General features: G+C 60.6%; 19 protein-coding genes. 6 read left to right on the top strand and 13 right to left on the bottom strand.

Annotated features, from left to right (window positions below; all coding sequences use genetic code 11):
• Positions 1-74 precede the first annotated feature (74 nt).
• From ACEN83_RS16600 to pdxR, 5 genes are all read right to left on the bottom strand, one after another.
• Entirely contained in the window at positions 75-659 is a 585-nt protein-coding gene (locus ACEN83_RS16600) for a hypothetical protein (RefSeq protein ID WP_495577767.1), read from the bottom strand.
• 188 nt (positions 660-847) lie between these two features.
• On the bottom strand, positions 848-1,558 hold the full coding sequence (locus ACEN83_RS16595; RefSeq protein WP_495577766.1) for an ATPase: 711 nt from the start codon (positions 1,556-1,558) through the stop codon (positions 848-850).
• 227 nt (positions 1,559-1,785) lie between these two features.
• Positions 1,786-2,196 carry a cupin domain-containing protein gene (locus tag ACEN83_RS16590; RefSeq protein WP_495577765.1) on the bottom strand — a complete coding sequence of 137 codons (411 nt, stop codon included), beginning with the start codon at positions 2,194-2,196 and terminating at the stop codon, positions 1,786-1,788.
• A 180-nt stretch (positions 2,197-2,376) separates the two neighbouring features.
• Positions 2,377-2,670 (bottom strand): antibiotic biosynthesis monooxygenase family protein, encoded by a 294-nt coding sequence (locus tag ACEN83_RS16585; RefSeq protein ID WP_007979914.1) that lies wholly within the window; start codon positions 2,668-2,670, stop codon positions 2,377-2,379.
• Positions 2,671-2,793: 123 nt separating this feature from the next.
• Positions 2,794-4,227: a MocR-like pyridoxine biosynthesis transcription factor PdxR gene (pdxR, locus tag ACEN83_RS16580; protein ID WP_495577764.1), complete on the bottom strand. Its 1,434-nt coding sequence runs from the start codon at positions 4,225-4,227 to the stop codon at positions 2,794-2,796.
• 205 nt (positions 4,228-4,432) lie between these two features.
• Here pdxR and ACEN83_RS16575 point away from each other — a divergent pair, with 205 nt between their 5' ends.
• From ACEN83_RS16575 to ACEN83_RS16560, 4 genes are all read left to right on the top strand, one after another.
• Positions 4,433-4,873, top strand: coding sequence for a carboxymuconolactone decarboxylase family protein (locus ACEN83_RS16575; protein WP_495577763.1), 441 nt, complete (start codon positions 4,433-4,435; stop codon positions 4,871-4,873).
• 73 nt (positions 4,874-4,946) lie between these two features.
• Positions 4,947-5,927 (top strand): LysR substrate-binding domain-containing protein, encoded by a 981-nt coding sequence (locus ACEN83_RS16570; protein WP_495577762.1) that lies wholly within the window; start codon positions 4,947-4,949, stop codon positions 5,925-5,927.
• Between the two features lie 280 nt (positions 5,928-6,207).
• Positions 6,208-6,729 (top strand): GNAT family N-acetyltransferase, encoded by a 522-nt coding sequence (locus ACEN83_RS16565; protein ID WP_495577761.1) that lies wholly within the window; start codon positions 6,208-6,210, stop codon positions 6,727-6,729.
• A gap of 170 nt (positions 6,730-6,899) precedes the next feature.
• Positions 6,900-7,394: a hypothetical protein gene (locus ACEN83_RS16560; protein WP_495577760.1), complete on the top strand. Its 495-nt coding sequence runs from the start codon at positions 6,900-6,902 to the stop codon at positions 7,392-7,394.
• 96 nt (positions 7,395-7,490) lie between these two features.
• Here ACEN83_RS16560 and ACEN83_RS16555 read toward each other — a convergent pair whose 3' ends face one another.
• Together ACEN83_RS16555 and ccoN are read right to left on the bottom strand one after the other, a co-directional pair.
• Complete coding sequence (locus ACEN83_RS16555; protein ID WP_495577759.1) at positions 7,491-7,712, bottom strand: cbb3-type cytochrome c oxidase subunit 3; 222 nt, start codon at positions 7,710-7,712, stop codon at positions 7,491-7,493.
• The gene (gene ccoN, locus ACEN83_RS16550; RefSeq protein ID WP_495577758.1) at positions 7,712-9,139 is read right to left on the bottom strand and encodes a cytochrome-c oxidase, cbb3-type subunit I; all 1,428 of its coding nucleotides are present in this window, start codon (positions 9,137-9,139) and stop codon (positions 7,712-7,714) included. Before ccoN ends, ACEN83_RS16555 begins: the two co-directional genes overlap by 1 nt.
• A gap of 328 nt (positions 9,140-9,467) precedes the next feature.
• Here ccoN and ACEN83_RS16545 point away from each other — a divergent pair, with 328 nt between their 5' ends.
• The gene (locus ACEN83_RS16545) at positions 9,468-11,141 is read left to right on the top strand and encodes a nitrite/sulfite reductase (protein ID WP_495577757.1); all 1,674 of its coding nucleotides are present in this window, start codon (positions 9,468-9,470) and stop codon (positions 11,139-11,141) included.
• Positions 11,138-11,617, top strand: coding sequence for a DUF934 domain-containing protein (locus ACEN83_RS16540; protein WP_495577756.1), 480 nt, complete (start codon positions 11,138-11,140; stop codon positions 11,615-11,617). Before ACEN83_RS16545 ends, ACEN83_RS16540 begins: the two co-directional genes overlap by 4 nt.
• 120 nt (positions 11,618-11,737) lie before the next feature.
• Here ACEN83_RS16540 and ACEN83_RS16535 read toward each other — a convergent pair whose 3' ends face one another.
• The 6 genes from ACEN83_RS16535 to ACEN83_RS16510 all read right to left on the bottom strand — a co-directional run bounded on the left by ACEN83_RS16535 (position 11,738) and on the right by ACEN83_RS16510 (position 22,684).
• Entirely contained in the window at positions 11,738-14,098 is a 2,361-nt protein-coding gene (locus ACEN83_RS16535; RefSeq protein WP_495577755.1) for a tetratricopeptide repeat protein, read from the bottom strand.
• Positions 14,099-14,285: 187 nt separating this feature from the next.
• A complete protein-coding gene (locus tag ACEN83_RS16530) occupies positions 14,286-16,799 on the bottom strand; it encodes a fused MFS/spermidine synthase (protein WP_495577754.1) in 2,514 nt (837 codons plus the stop codon).
• Between the two features lie 189 nt (positions 16,800-16,988).
• Positions 16,989-18,569, bottom strand: a complete 1,581-nt coding sequence (locus ACEN83_RS16525; protein ID WP_495577753.1) for an arylsulfatase — start codon at positions 18,567-18,569, stop codon at positions 16,989-16,991.
• A 70-nt stretch (positions 18,570-18,639) separates the two neighbouring features.
• Entirely contained in the window at positions 18,640-19,668 is a 1,029-nt protein-coding gene (locus ACEN83_RS16520) for an HAD family hydrolase (RefSeq protein ID WP_495577752.1), read from the bottom strand.
• Positions 19,665-21,107 carry a BatD family protein gene (locus ACEN83_RS16515; protein WP_495577751.1) on the bottom strand — a complete coding sequence of 481 codons (1,443 nt, stop codon included), beginning with the start codon at positions 21,105-21,107 and terminating at the stop codon, positions 19,665-19,667. Before ACEN83_RS16515 ends, ACEN83_RS16520 begins: the two co-directional genes overlap by 4 nt.
• Positions 21,104-22,684 carry a VWA domain-containing protein gene (locus tag ACEN83_RS16510; RefSeq protein ID WP_495577750.1) on the bottom strand — a complete coding sequence of 527 codons (1,581 nt, stop codon included), beginning with the start codon at positions 22,682-22,684 and terminating at the stop codon, positions 21,104-21,106. Before ACEN83_RS16510 ends, ACEN83_RS16515 begins: the two co-directional genes overlap by 4 nt.
• Between the last annotated feature and the right edge of the window lies 1 nt (position 22,685).

Genomic DNA, 22,685 nt, shown 5'->3' with positions numbered 1-22,685 from the left:
TGAATGAAAAAGCCCCGCATCGAAGGATGCGGGGCTTTTTTTTTAATGGTGTCAAATCACCACACACTGTTATTTCAAGTGTAGGGCGTAGTGCTTTGAGGGGTGGCCACATTTCTCTCAAGAATTTGCAGTTTGAACGAAACCTGGTGACCGATTTGGTCGTGGAAGCAATAACGGTTCACCTCCCCACCCCATAGGGTTTTTTTGATAACGTTTGCATTGCGTGCTTGCAAGTAAACTGTCAGGTTATCGCTGTCGAAATCATCGAGCGTGACAATATTGAAGCTGTCATTCAGTAAGTTAAAAGAAGTCGTATCACCTCCCGCCGCCGGAAGCGCTCCGAGGAAACCCTGGGTGCTCTTGCTGAAGTACTTGTTGTAGTAGGACTCGCTTAAAATCTGCAGATTGTAATAGTCGTCATAGCACCTGAAATGCACCACTATCCCTATGCTGTTTTTATTTTTAGAGGTGACGCCCAAAGGTACCATTTTCTGTAAATCAGCAGAGTAGACTTCTGCAGTCGTAATCAAGTGTTTGTGCGGGCCATCTTCATCGTCTTGCTGGAAATACCTGTCGCTTAATACCCTTTCGAAAAAAGTCATGGGGGTCCCTTCGCAGGTCAGGCGCGCTATGAAGGATCTTTCCTGGTCTTTGTTCATATATAAATCCATTATTTTAAATTTAAAAGGTGGCTGTTCCGTGCCGAATTTAAAATAACTTTAATCTAATTGTTTTACCTTGGTTAATTGTTTCGCAGTGCTACACAGCCCGCTCCCATTTCCTGATCTACTCTGGGAGCGAGCTTGTCCGTGCCTTTAGGCATGATAAAGTCTGGGAGCCGACAACATCAGTAGCGGTTTTGCTCTGGCGTGTTGCCAATCATCGAGAGGGTGCCTGTCGGTTTGCTCAGCAAATTATTGAGCGACTGGTCAAATTTCTGCAGCGCCCTGACTTGCATATTCTGTTGTTCATTGATGTCGGCAACGATCTCTTCGCTACGTTTGTAGTCAGCCCACACGGGGCTGAGTGCTTTGGCGTCATGCCCTTGTGCAGTGCCGAGATAGTTAAAGTTCTTGTCGTAAAAGTCCGCACTGACATCTGACTGGATATCTGAACTGCGCGATGTAATCAGTTGGCTGCGGGTGTCGACCACCGCCATCACGTCCGGCTTCGCCGCCCTGAGGCTCTGTATGTCCGGGTACACGGTCACTGAACCGAATTGCCGCTGCAGGGAGGCCTTGACCCAATCAACCGCCATGTCCGGCCTGGAGGTGGCTACATAGGCGTCATGAATTGGCTGCACCAGCAGACTCTGGCCGAAACCAGTGCCTGCATTGTCCTGGTAGTCCCGCAGATAGGCGCGGTTCGTCTGGGTATTCTGGCTGTAGACGATGCCCAACGAGACCTGGCTGCCGTTGTTGATCAGGGTGGCACCGCTGCGACCTACCGGTTCGGTAAAAATGCCATTGAGCGGAGAGACCGCCGTGGGTGCAGTAGGGATCGAGCAACCGGTTAAGACAACCGTTATGGTCAACGTACTGACAAGTGCAAGTTTCATGGTGTTTCTCCAGTGAAACAGTATGGTCGGAAGTTAAGTTGCCGGTGCTGTGCCGACGGTCACTCAAGACTAAACCCTGGATGTTTTATTTAAATAGCCAATGTTCGCACTTATTCGGTGGTCAATAGTTTTGTTTGGTTTAACAGTCTGTGGTTAATTGCCTCGGGAAATAAAAAGGCCCGAATTCGCAGTTCGAGCCTTTTTATTTATGGCTGTACGTTCAGCCATCAGTTTTCCAATGGGATCAACACTTTCTCGTCGGGGGCCAATACCATGAACACCAACAGCTTCGCCGGTTTGGTTTTACTGGCGTTCTTCGAGACCAGGTGTTCCGAACCTGCGGGTTCGTACCAGTACTCACCGGCCTTGTAGGTGACCGCTTTTTCGCCTTTCACCTGAGACGTGATCGCCCCCGAAAGCACATAGGCCATGGCCGTGCCGTCGTGCTTGTGGGCAATGGACGATTGGCCTGGCTGGTAGTCGACCTCGATCATCAAAGCCTTTTTGCCCGGGGCATTTTTAAGCATCTGGTCCTGCAAGACGGTGACCTTTTCCGAAGGGTCATGGGCAAAGGCCGATGCGGACACAATCAGGGCCAGGGCGGCGAGGGAAGCAGCACGCAAACGCAGCATGTTCATGGTTCTTTACCTGCGGTGGTTAGTTGTTGCAAACCACAGTAGTGCGCAAGCGGTAGCGGTTAAACAGCCAATATTCCGGAAGGCGAGGGGACCAATAGACCTAGGTTAAAAGCAAAGATCGCAGCCTGCGGCAGTTCCCGTGTAGGAGCTGCCGCAGGCTGCGATCTCTTGATCTTGTTTTCAGACGATCGGAAAACTGTTGAAGTCCACGGCATTGGCCAGTTGGCTGTCGATCAGGCCGATGAAACCCTGGACTTCGGGGCAGTTGAAATGCGATTTCATGGCCGCTTCCGATTGCCAGCGGGCACTGACCGTCCAGCGATTGCTGTCCTCTGGGCAGCGGTCGACCATATAGGATTCGCAGCCCGGTAGTTCACGCAGGGTTTCGACAATCTTTTGCAGTTGCTTACCCAGTTCATCCGAGCGACCGGCGACGGCACGTACCTGTACGGTATTGATCACTTCATGGGACATTGCTCACACTCCTGAATCAGGCCGGACGAATCCTGCTCATTGAGGGTTAACGCCTATGCAGGATAGGCCTGACCCTGCGGACCGCCAATAGCCAATCGCCCGATAAAGCCGCAGGCCAATCCGTCAGGCCACCTGCTGCAAAATGTCGCGCACACGGTCCAGGGCGGTGTCGATGTCCAGGGTCTCGATGGCGCCAAAACCGAGGAAAAACCCGGCCTTGGGCGCTTGCTGATAGAAAAAGCTGTCGATGGCATAGAGCCCGACTTCGACTTTTTTCGCCAGTTCGATCACCAATGGAATATCCAGGGGCACTTTGCACATCACCACCATGTGAAAGCCGGCGGTGGACGGCACCGCCTCCAGCCAGGGTGAGAGGTCGCCGGCCATGCGCGTCAGGATCCGCTCGCGGCGCCCGGCATAGATGGTATGGCAGCGGCGGATGTGCTTGAGCAGGCAGCCTTCGGCGATGAACTTGGCCAGCGCCCACTGCGGCAGGGTCGACGTGTGCAGGTCGGTGAGCTGTTTGGCGCGCACCACGGCCTCCAGGATCGCTGGCGGCAGGATCCCATAGCCAAGCCGCAGTTCCGGCAGCAGGGTTTTGGAAAAGGTCCCGACGTAAGCGACGATCCCCCGTTCGTCCATGCTTTGCAGGGAGTCGGTGGGTCGGCCTTCGTAGCGGAATTCGCTGTCGTAGTCGTCCTCGATGATGATCGCGCCCAGCTCGTGAGCCTTGGCCAGCAGTGCTTCCCGGCGTGCCTGGCTCATCGCAATGCCCAGCGGGAACTGGTGCGACGGGGTGACGTAGATCAGGCGTGTACCGCGAGGAATCTGCTCCACCACAATGCCTTCGGCGTCCACCGGTACGCCGATCACCGTGGCGCCATGGGTGCCGAACAGCAGCCGCGCCGGCGGGTAGCCGGGGTCCTCCATGGCGACCAGGCTGCCCGGGCTGATCAGCACCCGCGCAATCAGGTCCAGTGCCTGCTGCGCGCCGTTGCACACCACCACATCCTCGTCCTGGCAATTGACCCCGCGGGAGAACGCGATGTGCCGCGCAATGGCGTTGCGCAGGGCGGGCAAGCCCTCAGGCAAGCTGTACAGGCCCTTGGAGCCGGCAATCTGGCGCAGCGCGTGGGAGGTGCAGCGTCGCCAGTCATCCTGGGGAAACTGGCCCTTGCTGGTGGCGCCACCAATGAAGTCGTAGCGCAGCGAGCCTTCCAGGGTCGGATGACGCAGGAATACCGGCAGGTTGCGCCAGGACTCGATCACCTCGAAGCCGCCAAGCTCTGTGTAGTTCTGTTTACGCTGCACCTTCGACGTGCGCGCATTGACGTAAGTGCCTTTGCCGACCACCCCGGTGAGGAAGTTTTCGTAGGTCAACTGGGCGTAGGTATCGGAAATGGTCTTGCGTGAAATGCCCAATTGTTCAGCCAGCAAACGGCTGGGCGGCAGTTGCGTCCCGGCGGCCAGGCGTCCGGACTCGATGGCGCTGCGCAGTTGGTTATACAACTGGCCGGCCAGGTCCTTGCGGCCGTTGATGACAACATGTAGTTCCATGCCGGCGAGACTCCGGGGCTGTTGAGGCGCGTGTGCGTCGCGCAAGATTACCCTTATCCGCTCGCTCGGCAGAAGTTGCGCAGTGGAAAAACCGTCAATTGGTCTGCAGGCCCTGGTCCACGGGGAAATCGCGAAATTGGATCTGTCATGCTCGCGCGCCAGCGATTACCGTGAAAATCAACTCAAGGCCGCACGAGAACGCTCCATGAAGCCCCGCCTGGATTACTACAGCGCGTCCCCCAAAGCGATGAAGGCCATGATCGCCATGGAGGCCCTGACCAGCAACCTGAGCATCGAGCAGGGCCTGCTGCACCTGGTCAAGATTCGCGCCTCGCAACTCAACGGCTGTGCCTTCTGTACCGACATGCACTCGGTGGATGCAAGGCGCCTCGGCGAAAGCGAGCGCCGCCTGTATTCCATCGTGGTCTGGCGCGACAGCAACTTTTTCAATCCGCGGGAAAGAGCCGCGCTGGCCTGGACCGAAGCCGTCACCTTGCTCTCGCAAAGCCACGTGCCGGACGATGTTTACGCGCTGGCCAGGGAGCAGTTCAGTGAAAGCGAAATGGTCGACCTGACCATCGCCGTCACCACCATCAACAGCTGGAATCGCCTGGCCGTGAGCTTTCGCCAGCCCCCCAGCGCCTGAGTCATTGTCACAGCAGCTTCATCAATGATCCGCAGGATGGAGCTGTCAGTGTCATGTCGACAGGGAGTCCTCGATGTCAGTCATGGAAACCAGCGCCCACCGGGGGGCTGCCGAGTATCGTGTAGCCATCGATAACAATACGTCCTGGCGCCAGTTGGCCGCGGGTATCGACCCCGAACTGGCGCTGTGCTTCACCGTCAGTGCCCGTTGCGGTTGTTACATGCAGGCCGCGCGCAGCCTGAACATCAAGGCCACCCGCCTGCGCAGGCAACTGGCGTTGCTGGAAACACAGCTGCGGTGCTCACTGTTCAACCCGTCAGACAATGGTTTGAGCCTCAGTCGCGATGGCTTGCGCCTGCACGCACAATTGATCGCCCTGGCCCATGAGCGCGATTTGCCGTTGATCGAACAGCCATTGATTCGGCTGGCCGTGGCCGATTCGATCCTGCATGACATTCTCGGGCGTGACCTGGTGGCGCTGCTGCGGCGCAATGCCAGCGTGCGCCTGGACATCAAGACGCTCGACAGCGAACTGTCCCTGCAAGCGGTCAGCGCCGACGTGGTGGTGTGGCTGGGTGAAACCGGATCGCCGTTGCCGGGGCCGAGCTTTGCCACCACCGAACCCCGGTCTCTGGCGCAACTGGAGTACCTGCCGCACATTGCCAAGCGTTACTCACGGGTGGCGTCCAGGCCGGAATGCCTGGAGGAGCTGGCCGATTTCCTCCTGGTGCAATGGCAGCAGGACTGCCATGTTGAAAGCTTGCGGCCATGGAATGCACTGGTAGACCAGCGCCTGGCCGGAGCGGTGCAGTTGCAATCCTACGAACTGATGCTGGAGATGATCCGTTGCAGCGCCTGCGTCGGCCTGCTGGCGCACTACATGAGCCACTTCGACCGCGGCCTGGTGGCCTTGCCGGGGTTGTTTGAGCGGCCGATGCGGCGTCAGGTGTGGATGGCGGTCAACGCCGAGTCACAGGGTGAAGCACAGGTGCGGACGGTCGTCGAGTTGATCGAGAACACCTTCAGCGAGCGTCGGGAGTGGTTCGAAAGCTGAGTGCGATCAAAATGTGGGAGCGGGCTTGCTCGCGAAGGCGGTGACGAGCGGCAGGGGGAAGACAGTTGCTCCCACAGGGTTCGTGGCTATCCGCAAAATCCCCGAGCAACCAACAAAACTGTGGGAGCGGGCTTGCCCGCGATGAGGCCGGCACATTCAATTTCAATGTCGCCTGACAATCCGCCATCGCGGGCAAGCCCGCTCCCACATTGGTTCTCGCCACACTGGGCGGTAGCGTTATAGAGTGAACAGCCATGTCTGCTTCAAGGATGATTCACCCATGCCGACCACCGAACCCGTTATCACGTTCTCGCGCTTCAACGAATCCCATATCGAAGGCATTACGGCGCTGTACAACGATCCCGCCATCGCCCGGCAGACCCTGCAAATGCCGTTTCAGTCCACCGAGCTCTGGCGCAGTCGCCTGGCGCCGGATAACGAGCGCCTGGTGAAGGTAGTGGCCCTGCATCAAGGCACGGTCATCGGCAACATTGGCCTGGAGCAGTTCTCGCGCATTCGTCGCAGCCATGCCGGAAGTTTCGGCATGGGCGTTGCGGTCGAGTGGCAGGGCAAGGGCGTGGGTTCCAAGTTGCTCGCGACGGCGCTGGATATCGCCGACAACTGGATGAACCTGCAGCGCGTCGAGCTTTCGGTGTTTGCCGATAATGAAGCAGCCATTGCCCTGTACCGCAAGTTCGGCTTCGAAACCGAGGGCCTGTTTCGTGATTACGCGGTTCGCGACGGCGTACTGGTGGACACCTTGAGCATGGCGCGTCTGCGTCGCACGCCCAGGGTCGGCTGAATCACTCGCCCAGGGTGCATGCCGTACTCCGTTTGTCAGGTGAAGTGCGCACCGGCAGTGCCCGCGTTTACGTGACGGTGCAAACTGTCGTCAGGTTTTAGTCGTACGCAGCGTGCGGGCATCTGCCATGCTCCAGGTCCGCAACACCGGTCTATTCAGGGAACACCGCTATGGACGATGTACAGCAACTGGGCGAAATGCTTCGCCACTACGCCGAAAGCGAAGCGCACAAAAAACAAGTGTTCGAGTCGCAGTCGACCGAGTGGGTGAAGCGCATTGGTGCGCTGTTCGATGAGATCCAGCAGTGGCTCGAACCGGTCAAGGCACCTGACCTGCTCGAAGTGAACCGCGAAGTGTATGTCGCGTCGGGGCCCAGTGTTCCGGTGGAGACCTCGCCCTTCAAGACTGAAAAGCTGAGCATTCTGATCGCGGGCAAACCGGTGGAGTTCGTGCCGGAGGTGATGGGTGTCGGCGGGCAGATTTCCGTGGCGGTGATGGGCTTTACGGCAGCCCGTTATGGCAGCGTGTCACTGGTGTGTCTGCCGCCATCCACCGGCTGGCAGTGGCGCAAGACCAATGGCTTGAAAGACCCGGATACCTTTGCATTCAATGCGGATTTTCTGGCGCAGCAGCTACAGGTTTTGATCCCCCGGGATCGTGGCTGAGGGGGTGGGAGCGGGCTTGCTCGCGAAGGCGGATCTACATTCAACATCAATGTCGACTGACACGCCCCCTTCGCGAGCAAGCCCGCTCCCACAGTATCAGAAATCGGTGTTTCCCCAGCCTGGCTTCGCCTCTTCGGGCGCCGTTGCATTGATGGTCTTCCCGGTAGCCGCCTCTACTCGCCGAGCCACTTCCGGGTCATCCGCAAACGGGATCAGGCTCGCGTCGTCCAGGCTCTCGGCGGTCTGGTGGCGCAGGCAAGACTCGATGGCGAACCATAAAAATGCCACCCCCGCCATGTTCAACATGACTTCAATCATCAGGCCAACTGCGCCTCGCGTTCGGCCATCGCCACGTCCGCTACCCGCACCGTGCGCCACACGTTGTAGGCCATCAACAGCATGCCGCTGAGGAAGAACACCCCGCCGGCAAAGCGCACGACGAATCCCGGATGGCTGGCCTGCAAGGCTTCGATGAAAGAGTAGGTCAGCGTGCCGTCATCGTTGATCGCGCGCCACATCAGGCCCTGGGTGATGCCGTTGACCCACATCGAGGCGATGTACAGCACGGTGCCGATGGTCGCCAGCCAGAAGTGCAGGTTGATCAGCGGCGTGCTGTGCATCCGATCGCGTCCGAATACCTTCGGCACCATGTGATAGGTCGCCCCGAAGGTGATCATCGCCACCCAGCCGAGCGCCCCGGCGTGCACGTGGCCGATGGTCCAGTCGGTGTAGTGGGAGAGGGCGTTGACCGTCTTGATCGCCATCATCGGCCCTTCGAAGGTCGACATGCCGTAGAACGCCAGGGACAGCACGAGAAAGCGCAGGATCGGGTCGGTGCGCAGCTTATGCCAGGCGCCCGAGAGCGTCATCATGCCGTTGATCATCCCGCCCCAGCTCGGCGCCAGCAGGATCAGCGACATGGCCATGCCCAGCGACTGCGCCCAGTCCGGCAGCGCTGTGTAGTGCAAGTGGTGAGGACCGGCCCAGATGTACAGGGTAATCAGCGCCCAGAAGTGCACGATCGACAGGCGATAGGAGTACACCGGCCGGCCCACCTGTTTCGGCACGAAGTAATACATCATCCCCAGGAAGCCGGTGGTCAGGAAAAAGCCCACGGCGTTGTGGCCGTACCACCACTGGACCATGGCATCGGTGGCCCCGGAATACACCGGGTAGGACTTGAACCAGTCCACCGGAATCGACAAGTGGTTGACCACGTGCAGCATGGCGATGACCACGATGAACGCACCGAAGAACCAGTTGCCGACGTAGATGTGCCTGGTCTTGCGTTGCACCAGGGTGGTGAAGAACACCACCGCGTATGCCACCCAGACCACGGTCATCCACACCGCGCCGGTGAATTCGATCTCGGCGTATTCCTTGGTGGTGGTGTAGCCCAGCGGCAGGGTGATCAGCATCACCACGATCACCGATTGCCAGCCCCAGAAGGTGAACGCGGCAAGTTTGTCGGAAAACAGCCGCACCTGACAGGTGCGCTGTACCGCGTAGTAACTGGCGGCAAATTGCGCGCTGCCGGCAAAACCGAAAATCACCAGGCTGGTGTGCAACGGGCGCAAGCGGCCGAAGGTGGTCCACGGCAGGTCCAGGTTCATCTGCGGCCACACCAGCTGCGAGGCGATCCACACACCCATCGCCATCCCCACGACGCCCCAGAATACGGTCGCCACCACGAACTGGCGCACGACCTTGTAGTTATAGGCCTGACTGATAGTAGTTGTGCTCATGCTCAATGCTTCCACGGTTGCAATGCCGTGCACTGTAGAAACCCCGATGGAAACAAAACAGGCTCAGGAATATTTCATTTAGGCGGATCAGATTTGAGTGCCGCCTGCGGCCATCTGCCGCGCTCTGATACGGTTTTTATGCACTCAGGTGAATCTGTAATGCGCTGAGCCGCCAGTCCATAGTCGACCCCACACAACAACCGCACCCACCGACCTGTAGGAGCTGCCGAAGGCTGCGATCTTTTGATTCTGTTCTTTAAGATCAAAAGATCGCAGCCTTCGGCAGCTCCTACACAGGGAATGCGGTGAATCCTGATGAGGTAGCTACATGTATCAGTACGATGATTACGACCGGGCACTGGTGTTCGAGCGGGTTGCGCAGTTTCGCGATCAGGTCGAGCGCTTCATGGCCGGCGAACTGAGCGAAGAAGAGTTCCTGCCCTTGCGCCTGCAGAACGGCCTGTACCTGCAAAAGCACGCCTACATGCTGCGGGTGGCGATTCCCTACGGCACGCTTAGCGCCCGGCAGATGCGTACGTTGGCGAGCATCGCCCGGGATTACGATCGCGGCTACGGCCATTTCACCACCCGACAGAACATGCAGTTCAACTGGATCGAACTGGCCCAGGTGCCGGACATCCTCGAACGCCTGGCCGAGGTGGAAATGCATGCGATCCAGACCTCCGGCAACTGCGTGCGCAACATCACCACCGAAGCCTTTGCCGGGGTGGCGGCCGACGAAATGATCGACCCGCGACCGTTGGCGGAAATTCTGCGGCAGTGGTCGACCATCAACCCGGAGTTCCTGTTCCTGCCGCGCAAGTTCAAGATCGCCATCTGCTCGGCCGAGCAGGACCGCGCGGCGATCATGATGCATGACATCGGCCTTTATCTTTACCCGGGGTCCGACGGGCACATGCTCCTGCGAGTCATGGTCGGCGGCGGCCTGGGGCGCACGCCGATCCTCGGCTTGCAGATCCGCGAAGGCTTGCCGTGGCAGCACCTGCTGTCTTACGTAGAGGCGGTGCTGCGGGTGTATAACCGCCATGGCCGGCGGGACAACAAGTACAAGGCGCGAATCAAGATTCTGGTCAAGGCCCTGGGCATCGAGGCCTTCGCCCGGGAAGTGGAACAAGAGTGGCAGTACCTCAAGGACGGCCCGGCGCAACTGACCCTCGACGAGTTCGAACGTGTGGCCAGTGCGTTCGTTGCACCGCCTTATCGTCATCTGTCCGATACCCATCTCGATTTCGGCACGCGCCTGGCCGAAAACCCGGCGTTCGCTCGTTGGGTGCAGCGTAACGTGCAGGCGCACAAAGTATCGAGCTATGCCAGCGTGGTGTTGTCGACCAAGCCCGGCAGCGCTGCGCCGCCGGGGGATGTCACGGCCGAACAGATGGAGGCGGTGGCCGAGTGGTCCGAACGCTTGGGCTTCGGTGAAATCCGCATTGCCCATGAGCAGAATATCGTTCTTCCGGACGTGTCCAAGGCCGATCTGTTCACCCTGTGGCACCTGGCCTGCGAACACAATCTGGGCAGCGCCAACGCCGGATTGCTCACCGACATCATCGCCTGCCCCGGTGGCGACTTCTGCGCGCTGGCCAACGCCAAGTCGATCCCCATCGCCAAGGCCATTGCCGCACGCTTCGAAGACCTCGACTACCTGCACGACCTGGGCGACATCAGCCTCAATATCTCCGGCTGCATGAATGCCTGCGGTCATCACCACATCGGCAACATCGGCATTCTGGGCGTCGACAAGAACGGCGCCGAGTGGTACCAGATCACCCTGGGTGGTGCCCAGGGCAAGAACAGTGCGCTAGGCAAGGTCATCGGCCCGTCCTTCAGCGCCGCGCAAGTGCCCGGGGTGATCGAGCGCATCGTCGACACCTTCGTGCGCTATCGCGAGAGCGAAGAACTGTTCGTCGACGCCTTCCAGCGGATCGGGCTGGAGCCGTTCAAGGAGGCGGTCTACGGGAAAGTGCCGCAGGTGTCGGCATGAACAATCTGTTGCGGCTGGAAGAGGGCGTGGCGCGGATTGTCGCGGATGATCCGTGGGAGCTCGTGCGCGACCCGCAAGCAACGCTGCCCGTGGGGGCCGCGATTGTGCCGCTGAACCGTTGGCTGGAAAACCCGTCGCAAAACGGCGTGTGGCTGGGGCCGGACGATGAAGTGGAACGCCTGCAGCCATGGTTTGCCCGACTGCCCTTGATTGCCCTGGATTTTCCGAGCTTTCGCGATGGCCGCGGGTACAGCCAGGCGTATCTGCTGCGCACGCGATTGGGCTGGGCCGGCGAGTTGCGCGCCATCGGCGATGTCTTGCGCGATCAACTCAGCCACATGCGCCAATGTGGTTTCGACAGCTTTGCCGTGCGTGAAGACAAATCTGCGGAAGATGCGTTGAAGGGATTGGCCGGAATGAGCGTGTTGTACGGCCGCTCGGTGATTGAACCGCGGCCCTTGTTCAGACGCCGCTGAAGGAGCGAGCTTGCTCGCGATGGACGTCAACGAAAACGCGAATTCTGGATAAACGCGTCGTCTGTAACACCATCGTCGGAACGCCGCCCGGAGCAAGCTCGCTCCTACAGGAGTCTCCTGTTACTTCAACGCCGGGTCCCCCATGTTCATCTTCTTCCAGCCCTGCAACAGCACCTGAGCCTTGGGCTCCTGGCCGTTGGCCAGGTAATACTGGATCAGCGACAAGCGGGCATTGCGGTTGGCCGGTTGCTCTTTCAACAGCCGTTCCAGTTCTGCGCAGGCTTCGTCGATCTTGCCGCTGTCATGCAGAGCCACCGCCAGTACGTAGCCAAATTGCCCGCTCTGCGGTTCCAGTTTCGCGGCCTGGCGCAGGTACGGCATGGCTTGAGCGGCCTGGCCGGCACGAATCAGCGCCAGGCCCTGGGTGTATTGCAGCAGGCCCGAGTCAGGATGGTCCTTGAGGCTTTGCGCCAGCAGGGCATGACCTTCCTGGCTGCGACCGTTGGCCTCCAGCCACTGCACCAGGGTGACCAGCGCCGGGTAGAAGTCCGGATCGCGCTGCAGGGCCGTGCGCAGGAATCCTTCGACTTCTGCGTTGCGACCGCTGGCCTGATACAGCATCGCCAGGTTGAGGTTCGCTTCGGCGCGTTCGAGCAGGTTTTTCTGCACCGCCTCGTATTCGCCGATGGCGGCATTCCAGCTGTCCTGAGCCGTGCCCAGGCCGGTGTGCGCGACACTGAGCAGATCACGGGCGGCGGCGATGCGCACGGCTCTCACAGGGTCACTCAACACGGGTGTCAGCAGTGGCGCACGTTCCGCTGGTGACAGGAATGCGCTGAGTGCGCGGATGGCACTCTCACGGACTTGCGGTGCCGGGTTGTTGAGGTCCCTGGTGGCCAGTTTCAACGCTTGCTCGCTTGGATACTGCGCCAATTCGCCAAGCAGCGTCGCGCGCTGGATCGCCGGCAGGTTGCTGCGTTGCAGTTGCTCGATCAAGGCCTGTGCGGCACCGGGCTGACCGTTGCGAATCAACCACAGGCTTTCGTCGTAGCGAGGGGCTTGTACCGCGCTGGCGTTGGCCGTGTTCCACAGCTTGAACTGCTCGGTGACCTTGTCGCCGGCCTTGCCCTGGTGGCAGGTCAGGCAGGCATCAGGTGTACCGAGTTTTTTTGCCCGCTCAGGATTGGGGATGCTGAAGCTGTGGTCATGCCGGAAATCATTGCCCATGTAGAACTTGCCGGGCATGTGGCAATCCACGCACTGCGAACCCGGTTGGCCCAGGGTGTGGCGGGTATGTTCGACGGAGTCGTAGTTTTTCGCTTGCAGGCCCTTGCCGTCGACACCTTCCACGGTGGTTTTGCCGGCGGTGTTGTGGCATTGCAGGCAGACACCGTTGCCTGGCGCTTTCAATTGAGTGCTGTGCGGATTATGGCAGTTGCTGCAACGCACACCCTTGTCGAACATTTTGCTCTGGGCAAAGGAGCCGTGTTCGAACACTTCGTCCTTGATCTTGCCGTCCAGCGCGTACAGCTCGCGGGTCAGGACGCTCGGCAGGTAGTCGTCCATCAGCCGTTTGCCCACCGTGTAACCGTCATCCAGAGGCGCACGGCGTGAGTGGCAGCGGGCGCAGGTTTCGATTTCGACGGTGGCGTTCTTGTCCTTGAGGTCGACGGCAAAGCCGGCATGGATCAGGTCGGTCTTCTTCGCCGTCCATTCCAGGTGATTGGATGCAGGGCCATGACAGGCCTGACAGCCGACACCCAGGCTGTTCCAGTGGCTGTCGAAGGTGTTTTTTGCCGCATCGAAATTACGCTTGAAGCCGGTGGTATGGCATTCGACGCACATGAAGTTGGCGTTCTGGCTCGGTTTGCTCCAGTGCAGCGGGTTCTTGAAGTTCACGCCCTGGCCCGGGTAGAGGTGAAACCAGCGGTGCTTTTCGGTATCCCAGGCAATGCCAAGGGCCTGTAACCGGCCTTCGCCGACCTCAATCAGGTACTGCTGCAAGGGCGCGATGCCAAAGGCATAGGCCACCTTGAAATCGGCATTCCTGCCATCGATGCCCGGCGTGTTGACCCAGAATTCGTCGCCTTTGCGCGAGAATACCGTGGTCTCCTTTTCGGCCTTGACGGTGACGTTGTTGAAGTCGCCGAGCATCGTGTCGGCGTTGGCTTGCTGCATCGCCAACTGGTGGTGGGAGCCTTGCCAGTCCTTGACCTGCTCGCCGTGGCAACCCTGGCATTGCTGCTCGTCGACCATTTTTGCAGGCGCGATGGCGACAGGTTGCGGTTTGGCCGGTTGAACAGCAGGGGGGCTGACGGTGATCGGCTTGGGCGGCGTCGGTGTGCTGCTCAGCAAAAACCAGCCAATACCCGCCACAGTCAGCAACAGGATGCCGATGGTGACGGGGAACAGATAACGGTTGATCAGGGTCGGTTGCGAATTTGGGTTTGGCTGTGCAGCTTTGTTTTTATTTGTCGGCATTACGACTTCCATGGTCCAGGTGCGATTGCCGTCAGGCGCGCGTTGAAGCTTGATGCAGCTTTGCCGGATGGTCGGCGTCTGTCAAATAACGGATGTTGTGAAGCTGATGGCCCCTTCGCGAGCAAGCCCGCTCCCACAGGGGAACGCATCCCCATGTGGGAGCGAGCCTGCTCGCGAAGGCGGCCAATCACTCTCCGACAAACCACCGGTAATACGGATTCCCGGCATCCCCGCGCATCACCTCGCGCATATCCCTGGCCCAGCCCTCACGGTCACCCTCATAGGCATGCAGGCTGGCCCGGTAGAACTGCATCAGGCGTTGTTGCTGGGTGTTCATGCGCTCGATGAACCCGGCATCGGCGTTCAGCAGTGCAGGTGACTGATGCAGGCCGAGCAGCGCGGGCAGCACTCGGGTGATCTCCCTGGCCCGCACCCACGGCGCGTATTCGATGCGCGGCTGATCGTCCGTCACCGGTTGTGCGTCGCCAGCGAAGCGTTCAAGCCCCGCACGGTCAGTCACCCAGGTGGCGAGCAAGGCCGCGGCCGAGCCGATGCCGACATCCTGCAAGGTGCTGCGGACGCTGTCCTGCTGGAAGCGTGCGTTGATCTTCGCGGCATCCAGCTCAATCGGCTCCATCGAACCCACCAGCAGCATCTCGTGGAACTCGCTGGTCCACAGGGTCGCGTAGGGGAACACGTCGAGGAAGCTGCGCACCAGTGAGCGCGAATCGTCGATGTTCTGCGTCGGCAGCGGCAGCCATTGGGCGACCAGGCCCTGTTTCTGCAAACGGCTGGCGGCCAGTTGGTAGAAGTCCCGGGAATACAGGTTGACCACGCCGGCAGCGGAGGGCGGTGGCGGTTCGAGGGTGATCAGGTCGTAGCGCTGTGGATTGCGCAACAGTTCCTGGCGACCGTCACGCAGGCGCACGTCGACACCCGGATCGGCCGCGGCATTGAAATTGCCCTTGAACAAAGGGGCCGCCTTGACCACTGAGGGCAGCAGTTCGGCGACCACGCGATGTTCCAGGGCGGGGTAGCGGGTCAGGGCACCCGCGGGGTTGCCGGTGCCGAAGCCGATCACCAGCGCCGAACGCGGTTCACCGTTGTGGATCAGCAAGGGCAGCAGCGCCTGAATCCGCATGTAACGCAGGGACGGCATGGCGTCGCCGGTATTGGACACGCCCTGGATATACAAACGCTGGAACGCCCGTTCGCCCTTGCCCTGGGTGACCACGGCGACGGTCCCGCCACGGCCTTCTTCGTAGAACGTCAGCGTGCCATTGCGTGCGCCCGGCAGCAGGCTGGCGAGCTTGTTGACCGGCGTGAACACGGCCAGTGCCAGGGACACCAGGCCAATGGCAACCACCGCCTGACGCCGGCCTTTCTTCACGCCATGGCCCTTGCGCACGGCGAGGTGCGCGATACCGGCGGCGATCATTGCCAGCAGGCCCAGGGTCCGTACCAGACCCAGCATCGGGATCAGGACAAAGCCGCAGAGCATCACGCCGATGATCCCGCCAAGGGTATTGAACGCGACGACTTCGCCGACGTTGCGCCCCACCTGTGCGCCGCCGACGCTCAAGCGCAGGGCCAACGGGAACGCCGCACCCAGCAACAGGGTCGGTACAAACACAATGCTCAAGGCCGCCACCGCAAACCGCGTGCTCATGCCCGCCAGTTCACTGCCGCCCCATGACAATACCCAGGATTCAGCCAGGGTCTGGGCGAGCACCAGCCAGCGTCCGAGCAACGCCACTTCCAGCAGGGCAATCGCCCCGGCGGCGGCAATCAGCAAACCGAACACTCCCCAGGGATCGCGCAGGCGATCGACCCGACGAGCCAGCAGCATGCTGCCCAGGAACAACCCGGTGAGGTAAGTCGCCAGCACCACGGCAAAGGCGTAGGTACGGGTGCTCATGAACTGCACGATCGATTGCGACCACACCACTTCGTAGCCCAGCGCTACGCCACCGGCAATGGCGTACAGCCAAAGGGCCAGGCGGTCGGGGGTTTTTTCAACGTGATGTTTCGCCGCCGCATCGACGGGGGCCACGCGCCGGCGCTGGAACCACAGGGCACCTGCGGCGGCCAGCAGGTTCAGCATGGCGGCGGCCAGTGCGCTGCCGCGCACGCCGAGGGTGGCAATCAGCACGAACGCGGCGAGCAGGGTGCCGGCGATGGCCCCGGCGGTGTTCGCCGCATACAGGTGCCCGCCGGCCTTGCCCAGGTGTTGCGGGTCGGTGGCCAGGGAGCGAACCAGCACCGGCAGGGTACCGCCCATCAACAGCGCGGGAATGCCCACCAGCGCGAACGGCAGCACCCAGGCCAGCAAACCCACGTGCGCTTCCAGCCAGGCAAACGGGCTGGCCGCGAGGCTCATGGCAAAGGTCGCAGCGACACCCAGCAGCGCCACCAGCACTTCCAGAATGGCGTAGAGCACAATCGGGTGCTGCATCCGGTCCGCCCAACGGCCGAACAGCAAGCCGCCCAAGGCCAGCCCGGCAAAGAATGCGCTGATCCCGGTGGTGATGGCATAGACCTCGACGCCTACGACCAACGACAGCTGCTTGATCCACAGCACCTGATACACCAGCGCCGCAGCGCCGGAGACAAACAGCAGCAGGGCGGGGATCAACAGCGCCGGGGAGGCGACTTGCGGGGCAGGTATGGCCGACGACTTGCTGGCGACACGTGAGGTCATGGATCTGTTGCCTTGTGCGAATTTTTGAATCGATTACAAACAAACCGCGTAGGAGCTGCCGCAGGCTGCGATCTTTTGATCTTGCTTCTTTAAAATCAAGATCAAAAGATCGCAGCCTGCGGCAGCTCCTACAGTGATCGCATTCATCTTGCAGAAAAGTGCGCGCGCCGGTGAGGGCGAGCGGCGGTCTTACTGTGCAGCTTTCATTTTTTCAGCGATCTTGGCATCTACCGCAGCACGGATCTGGTCGATGCTGAAGCTCGCCGGTTTCTGGCTTGGCGGGTATTCGATGAACGTCTGCAGGAACCCGGCTGCTTTTTGTACGGCTTGGGCGGCCAGGTAGACGTTTTTGGTCTGCCAATCGTAATACTGATCGGAAACCACGTCGGCCCGTTCATACGGGTCCATCCTCAGGTTGAAGATTTTCGGTACGCGCAGGCACACGAACGGTTCGCTCCAGACTTTGAAACCACCGGGTTCGCGCTGCTCGCAGAACACCACTTTCCAGTTATCGAAGCGCATCGATACCAGCACGCCGTCGTCGTTGAAGTAGTAGAACTCCTTGCGCTCGCCTTTAGGCTGTTGGCCAGTCAGGTAGGGCAGTTGGTTGAAACCGTCCAGGTGCACTTTGAAGTTGTTGCCACCCGAGGTCGGTGCCCAGCCTTTGAGCAACTTGTTCTTCACGTCGGTTTCACCCGCCGCGGCGAGCAGGGTCGGGAACCAGTCCATGCCCGAGAACAGCTCGTTGGAGACTTCGCCGGCCTTGATCTTGCCCGGCCAACGAATGATCGCCGGTACGCGGTAGGCGCCTTCCCAGTTGGAGTTCTTCTCGTTACGGAACGGCGTGGTCGCCGCGTCCGGCCAGGAGAACTGGTTCGGGCCGTTGTCGGTGGTGTAGACGACGATGGTGTTGTCGGCGATTTTCAGGTCGTCGAGGGTCTTCAGCAGTTTGCCGACGTCGCCGTCGTGCTCCAGCATGCCATCGGCGTAATCGTTGCCGGGCATGCCGCTCTGGCCCTTCATCGAGTCGCGCACGTGGGTGAACAAGTGCATGCGTGTGGTGTTCATCCAGACGAAGAACGGCTTGTCGGCCTTCGCTTGTTTCTCGATGAACGCCTGCGCCGCCGCCGTGGTTTCGTCGTCGATGGTTTCCATGCGCTTGGTGGTCAGCGCACCGGTGTCTTCGATCTTGCCGTCGGCGAAGCTGTGGATCACGCCACGCGGGGTGTTGGCCTTGACGAACTCGGCATCGTCTTTTGGCCAGTACGGACGCTCAGGTTCTTCTTCGGCGTTGAGGTGGTACAGGTTGCCGAAGAACTCGTCGAAACCGTGATTGGTCGGCAGGTATTCATCCTTGTCGCCCAAGTGGTTTTTGCCAAACTGGCCGGTGGCATAACCCTGCGACTTGAGGGCCTGGGCGATGGTGATGTCGCGTTTTTGCAGGCCCACCGGTGCGCCCGGGATGCCGACTTTCGACAGACCGGTACGCAAAGGCGTCTGCCCGGTGATGAACGACGAACGCCCGGCGGTGCAGCTGTTCTCCGCGTAATAGTCGGTGAACATCATGCCTTCTTTGGCAATTCGGTCGATGTTGGGGGTCTTGTAGCCGACCACGCCCATGGAGTAGGCGCTGATGTTGGTCTGGCCGATATCGTCGCCGAATATCACCAGAATGTTGGGTTTTTCAGCGGCTCCGGCTGTTGCCGAAATCGCCATCACCGAGGTTGCCACCAGGGCGAGTTTCGGTAGCCACTTACCTATGCGAGTCATCTGACTGGCTCCTTTTCACTGCGTCGCTGAATGCGACAAACGTTTATTGCGGTCCTGCGTTACGTCATTTTTACTGCGCTTGCTCGGGTGTGGCGGCGTCGTACGGATAGATCCGGCGCCATTCGGCCGCCATGTCGACGACTGTCCAGCCACGCTTGTTCGCTTCGTCCAGGGCCTTGTCCAGGCGACCGATCTGCGACTGTCGGTCGTAAGCCCATTCGCGTTTGGCGTCGGTGTGATGCACCAGCCCCATGAATCGTTTGCCGGGACCGGCGGCGGTCCACTGGAGCATTTGCAGGTCACCGTCGGAGTTGCCGAACGCCAGGATCGGTCGTTTGCCGATCACGGCATTGATGCTTTCCGGTTTGCCCGGGCCATCGTCGTTGTGGGCCAGTTTCGGCGTGCGCAGGATCGACGCCTGGCCGTCCTTGTACTGGAACGCGGTGACGAAGGTGGTGCCGATGACTTGTTCCGGTGGAATGCCGTAGACCTTCTCGGCAAAGGCTCGCATGAACCCGGTGTCGCCACCGGAGACGATGTAGGTCTTGAAGGCGTTACCGCGCAGGTAGTCGAGCATCTCCAGCATCGGCTGGAAGACCATTTCGGTGTACGGCTTGCCGGTTTTCGGGTGTCTGGCCTGACTCAGCCAGGTCTTGGCGTAGTCATCGAACGCTTCGCTGGTCATGCCGGTGTGGGTCGCACCGAAGATCTTCATCATGCCTTCCAGGCCGCTGGCGGCCAGGGCCTTGTGATCGTTTTCCAGCACGGCCTGGAACGGCTGGGTGGTTTTCCATTCCGGGTGCTGCGCCGCGGTGCGTTTGACTTCTTCGAGGGCGAACAGCAATTCGAAGTACATCGGCTGCTCGCTCCACAAGGTGCCGTCGTTATCGAACACGGCAATGCGGTCCTCGGGTTTGACGAAGTCCTTGCTGTTTTGATCGGTCACCGCCTGCACGAACTCGATGATCTGCTTTTTCGACGGTCCATCGTTCCACGAGGGCAGCGGTTCGGCTGCCTGGACCAACAGCGGCAGGCTCAAGGCCAGGGTCAACAGGAAGCTGAATAGGCGTTGATGGTGTAACGATTTCGAATTGGTCATGGGAAACCCTTCTTGTGAACGGGGTTGAGCGGATGAAGAGCAGAAGAGACTGATTCCCTGTTGCACTCGGCCTGACTATGCAGCGTAGACAAGGATTCCCTGATTTGGCGCAGGGCCTGCTCTTTGTCCGTTTCGCGGCCGTAACAGGCCCGCAGGAAGCTTTGCAGGCGCGGGCCGAGACCGGTCAGTTTCAAGCCCCGGCGGCTGCGTCGGGTCCACAGGTACAGGGCGCTCAATTGCGTCGGTTTGCCCTCCAGTTGTGCCGGAATCTGCTGCCATGCGTAGTCGGCGGACTCGAGCCAGGCGGCGTGTCGGGCGCGGCGGCGCGCTTGCCACTTGAGGTGCGCGCGGCGTACGAGCGGGCGACTGAACCAGCCCAGGGCAACCAACGCCAACGCCAGTGCCAATAGTCCGAACCAGTGCCGGGAAAGGTGCAGGCGATTGTGCTGACCGAGTTTTTTCAGGTCTTCGGTGATTGAAAACACCGGCTTGTAGACGCTGTTGGCCGCCGCGTCGAAGGTCACGCCAGGCACTGTGGCCGTGCGGGTTTGCCGGCTGCTGGCATCCCACCATTTCAGTTCGACGGCTGGCAGGCTGTAGTGGCCTTCGGTGTCGATTCGATACGTCACGCTGTCGATGCGCTGGCCGCCAATGAAGTTACCGCGACCGTCATCCAGATTGCGGATTTGTGGGGCTTTCGGGTAGCGGCTCAGGCCCTTGATGGCCTCCAGCGTCGGTGTCGGCAGTGACATGGCCAGGGCTCCGTCGGCCTGTAGCGTCAGTTCCCGGGTGATGCTGTCGCCGACCTTCAGCGGCGTGGCCGAATGGATGGTCTTTTGGGTAAACCGCAGCCCTTGAGCCACCAGCACCGCCTCCCCGGGCTGGAATCCCGGCGGCTGTGCGGCGCTGAAGTGCAATGGCTGACTTTGGGCGCTGAGTTCGTGGCTGGCCTGGCCCGGTGTGGCTTGAACGGTCTGTGCCGGAATGTCGAAGCCCTGGGCCAGGTTCGGGGTGATCAGGTAGCTGTAGCGCATGCCGCTGAAGGATTGGCCGTCGATCGTCTGGTTCAGGTGTTCGGCGTGGCCGTCCGGTGGCATCACCAGTGCACCGGGCAGTTTCAGGTCGGGCAGGGTGGGGGCGTTGGTGAACCAGGTGTCGGTGAAGACATCCAGTTGCAGTTCGACCAGGCTGCCGACCATGACGGGGTCGGCGGGTTGCAGGGTGGCGTTGACCCGCAGCTGGGGTTCGGCGGCGAGGGTGCCGGTGCTGATCAGGCAAAGGAGCAGTGTGCCGAGTTTTGTGGTGAGCGATCTGGCCCTTTCGCGGGCAAGCCCGCTCCCACAGGGGATTTGTGGTGGGCGTGGATCAAATGTGGGAGCGGGCTTGTCTCCGGGCGGCGATCCGACGAAGGCCGCGACTCGGTCTTGAAGACAGCTCATGGCTTGGCCCCCGCCTGATCCTGCAGACTGAACTTCTGCTTGAGAAACTTCGCCGGCGACGTGGTCAGGTTCTGCAACCACTGCTCATCCGAGGCCGCTTGTTGGGTTTCCATCTTTTTGCTTTGGCCTTTACCCGGCGCCTTGTCCATCTTGATTTCGTCGGGTTTGACTTCCGGCGCGTTTTTCTCGGCGCTCTCGGTGTCTTTCTGCAAGGCGATGGCCAGGGCCAGGTTGGCCGTGGCTTCGGGGAACTGCGGTTGCAACTTCAGCGCCTGGTTATAGGCCGCGATGGCCTGATCGAACTTGAACTGGCGCACGTAGATATTGCCCAGGTAGAAATACGCCTGGGGTGTATCGAGCCGCGCGAAGCTGGCCAGTGCCAGGTCGAAATCGGCCGCGTTGTAGGCGGCCACGCCTTTCCAGTACGGATCGACGAACAACGCCGCGGCCTGAGGATAGTGCTGGTGTTCGAAGGCCCAGCGGCCTTGCTGGTCGCGGGTGAAAAAGGCATCGGTCAGCGCGTTGGCCTGTGCTGGCGCCGGTGGCAGGCCCAGGCCCACCGCCAGCAGCAGTCCAGCCATCCAGTTCACGCTCCAGCCTCTGCGCACACTGAAGAAGGCGAACAACAGCAGCGGCCAGCACAACCAGTAGCCGGCGTCTTTCCAGTGCAATTCACGCTGTTCGTCGCTGGCTGACTGGTAGTGCTGCTCGGCGTGCAGTTCGATCCAGTCCAGATCGTCATCGTTGAGGGTCAGGCTACCCAGCGGGGCATCCAGCGTTGAGGCAAGCTGCTTGAGGGCATCCTGATCGAAACTGCCAAGTTGCGGGCGACCATTGCTGTCCATGCGGGGCTGGCCGCTGGCATCGCGGATTATCCCGCCGTCGCTGCTGCCGGCCGCCAGAATCAGCACTTGCAAGGCACTGCCAGCCAGTCGTTTGTCCAGCCCGGCCAGTGTCGAGGTGTCGGCGCCATCGGTGATCAGCAGCAGGGTGCCGGGTGTTTTTTCGGCGGCGAGCAGGCGATTGGCCTGATCGATGACCGCGCCGACATCTTTCCCCGGTTTGTTGATCAGGTCGGTGCTCAGGGCCTGAATGAAGGTATCGAGCAGGGCCGGGTCGTCGGTGGCGGGCAACACCAGATGCGCGCTGCCGGCGTAGGCAATCAAGGCGTTGCGCGAACCGGCGCGGCGCTGGATGAGGTCGTGGAGCTTGTGCTTGACCGATTCCAGGCGACTGGGAGGAACGTCGCTGGCGTCCATGGACGGCGACAGGTCGACGGCGATGATCAGCGGCGCGCGGTTTTCCAGAAAGTCCGGGCGATCCTGTTCCCAGGTCGGCCCGGCGGCGGCGAGGGCACCCAGTACCAACAGCGCACACAGCAGATGCACCGGGCGCAGGCGGTGCCGGTCTTGCGGGGTGATGAGCAGATGCGGCAGCAGGTGCGCCGCGATGTTGCTGCGCCAGCGACGCTGCAAATCCTGGCTATGTCGCCACAGCACTGGCAGCAGCGCGCCGAACACGGCGAGCAACAGCCACACAGGGCGCAGGAAATGGAAGTCGCCGAGGTTGATGTCCATC

The sequence above is a fragment of the Pseudomonas sp. Pseusp49 genome, assembly GCF_059491875.1.
This window is presented reverse-complemented; position numbering and strand designations above follow the sequence as displayed.

Excerpts from the sequence above, each read along its gene's own strand:
- ACEN83_RS16530 (WP_495577754.1), bottom strand. The coding sequence starts at position 16,799 with ATGACCTCACGTGTCGCCAGCAAGTCGTCGGCCATACCTGCCCCGCAA.
- ACEN83_RS16555 (WP_495577759.1), bottom strand. The coding sequence starts at position 7,712 with ATGATTGAAGTCATGTTGAACATGGCGGGGGTGGCATTTTTATGGTTC.
- ACEN83_RS16520 (WP_495577752.1), bottom strand. The coding sequence starts at position 19,668 with ATGACCAATTCGAAATCGTTACACCATCAACGCCTATTCAGCTTCCTG.
- ACEN83_RS16540 (WP_495577756.1), top strand. The coding sequence starts at position 11,138 with ATGAACAATCTGTTGCGGCTGGAAGAGGGCGTGGCGCGGATTGTCGCG.
- ACEN83_RS16590 (WP_495577765.1), bottom strand. The coding sequence starts at position 2,196 with ATGAACATGCTGCGTTTGCGTGCTGCTTCCCTCGCCGCCCTGGCCCTG.
- ACEN83_RS16510 (WP_495577750.1), bottom strand. The coding sequence starts at position 22,684 with ATGGACATCAACCTCGGCGACTTCCATTTCCTGCGCCCTGTGTGGCTG.
- ACEN83_RS16545 (WP_495577757.1), top strand. The coding sequence starts at position 9,468 with ATGTATCAGTACGATGATTACGACCGGGCACTGGTGTTCGAGCGGGTT.
- ACEN83_RS16595 (WP_495577766.1), bottom strand. The coding sequence starts at position 1,558 with ATGAAACTTGCACTTGTCAGTACGTTGACCATAACGGTTGTCTTAACC.
- pdxR (WP_495577764.1), bottom strand. The coding sequence starts at position 4,227 with ATGGAACTACATGTTGTCATCAACGGCCGCAAGGACCTGGCCGGCCAG.
- ACEN83_RS16560 (WP_495577760.1), top strand. The coding sequence starts at position 6,900 with ATGGACGATGTACAGCAACTGGGCGAAATGCTTCGCCACTACGCCGAA.
- ACEN83_RS16600 (WP_495577767.1), bottom strand. The coding sequence starts at position 659 with ATGAACAAAGACCAGGAAAGATCCTTCATAGCGCGCCTGACCTGCGAA.
- ACEN83_RS16535 (WP_495577755.1), bottom strand. The coding sequence starts at position 14,098 with ATGCCGACAAATAAAAACAAAGCTGCACAGCCAAACCCAAATTCGCAA.
- ACEN83_RS16525 (WP_495577753.1), bottom strand. The coding sequence starts at position 18,569 with ATGACTCGCATAGGTAAGTGGCTACCGAAACTCGCCCTGGTGGCAACC.
- ACEN83_RS16585 (WP_007979914.1), bottom strand. The coding sequence starts at position 2,670 with ATGTCCCATGAAGTGATCAATACCGTACAGGTACGTGCCGTCGCCGGT.
- ACEN83_RS16570 (WP_495577762.1), top strand. The coding sequence starts at position 4,947 with ATGTCAGTCATGGAAACCAGCGCCCACCGGGGGGCTGCCGAGTATCGT.
- ccoN (WP_495577758.1), bottom strand. The coding sequence starts at position 9,139 with ATGAGCACAACTACTATCAGTCAGGCCTATAACTACAAGGTCGTGCGC.
- ACEN83_RS16575 (WP_495577763.1), top strand. The coding sequence starts at position 4,433 with ATGAAGCCCCGCCTGGATTACTACAGCGCGTCCCCCAAAGCGATGAAG.
- ACEN83_RS16515 (WP_495577751.1), bottom strand. The coding sequence starts at position 21,107 with ATGAGCTGTCTTCAAGACCGAGTCGCGGCCTTCGTCGGATCGCCGCCC.
- ACEN83_RS16565 (WP_495577761.1), top strand. The coding sequence starts at position 6,208 with ATGCCGACCACCGAACCCGTTATCACGTTCTCGCGCTTCAACGAATCC.